Below are 748 nucleotides of genomic sequence, written 5' to 3' on the forward strand. Positions count from 1 at the left end.
GCAACACCGCATCGGGGGTGATCAGCCAGCCTTGTTCTGCCAGTTCGGGCAGGAGGCGGGCAATGGCGGCGTCGTCGCCGGTGAGGAGCAGCCAGGGCTGGCGGTAGCGCCAGCGCAGGCCGTGTCGCTGCAGCAACTCCTGGCGAAATGGCCCCAGCGGACTCGGCTCCGATCTATTCCGGTCACCGGTGGCGAGGATGCTCGCCTGTGTCGTGCCAGCCGTCTCCGATTTCCGACGATCCAGCCACCTGCCCAAGGTACGCAGGGCATCCCACCAGCGGCCCAGGCGATCCAACGACACGATAATGGCCAGCACAATGGCGCCAACAGCGACCACCGATAGCCAAAATCCTCGCGCTTCGAGCGTTTTGATACCCGCGTACTCGCCCCACATCAAAATAGCACCGGCGACTACCAGTGCGAGAACAAGTATCGAGGTCAGGTCGATCTGCAGCTTCTTCATTGTTCGGGAGATACGTTCATGCCCACGCTTTGGGCCCAATCGGGATACTTGATGCCCGCACAGGGGGCCAGGCCGCCAGTCGCGCGGCGTTGTTAGACATCCATGTAAGACGCGTGCTGTGACGGTATCAGTCGAGGGCTCGGATCACAGCGGCAGACACAGAGGTCATCGCTCAGTGCGGCTTGTCGCCCGTCGGGCCCCGTCATCGACAAGCGTGGCCCGACACAAACGATCTGTCCCATCGTTTTGCAGACTGGACACCACACCGGATCGCCCTCATAAGCC

General features: G+C 62.4%; 1 protein-coding gene and 1 pseudogene. Both read right to left on the reverse strand.

Going from position 1 to position 748, the window contains the following annotated elements:
• Positions 1-463, reverse strand: a pseudogene (locus AC1DS3_RS39215) (ImcF-related family protein); the annotation flags it as partial.
• A 92-nt stretch (positions 464-555) separates the two neighbouring features.
• A partial coding sequence (locus tag AC1DS3_RS39220) for a PAAR domain-containing protein (RefSeq protein ID WP_477129441.1) occupies positions 556-748 on the reverse strand: 193 nt, incomplete at its 5' end.

It is taken from the genome of Cupriavidus sp. 01L46, assembly GCF_056399905.1.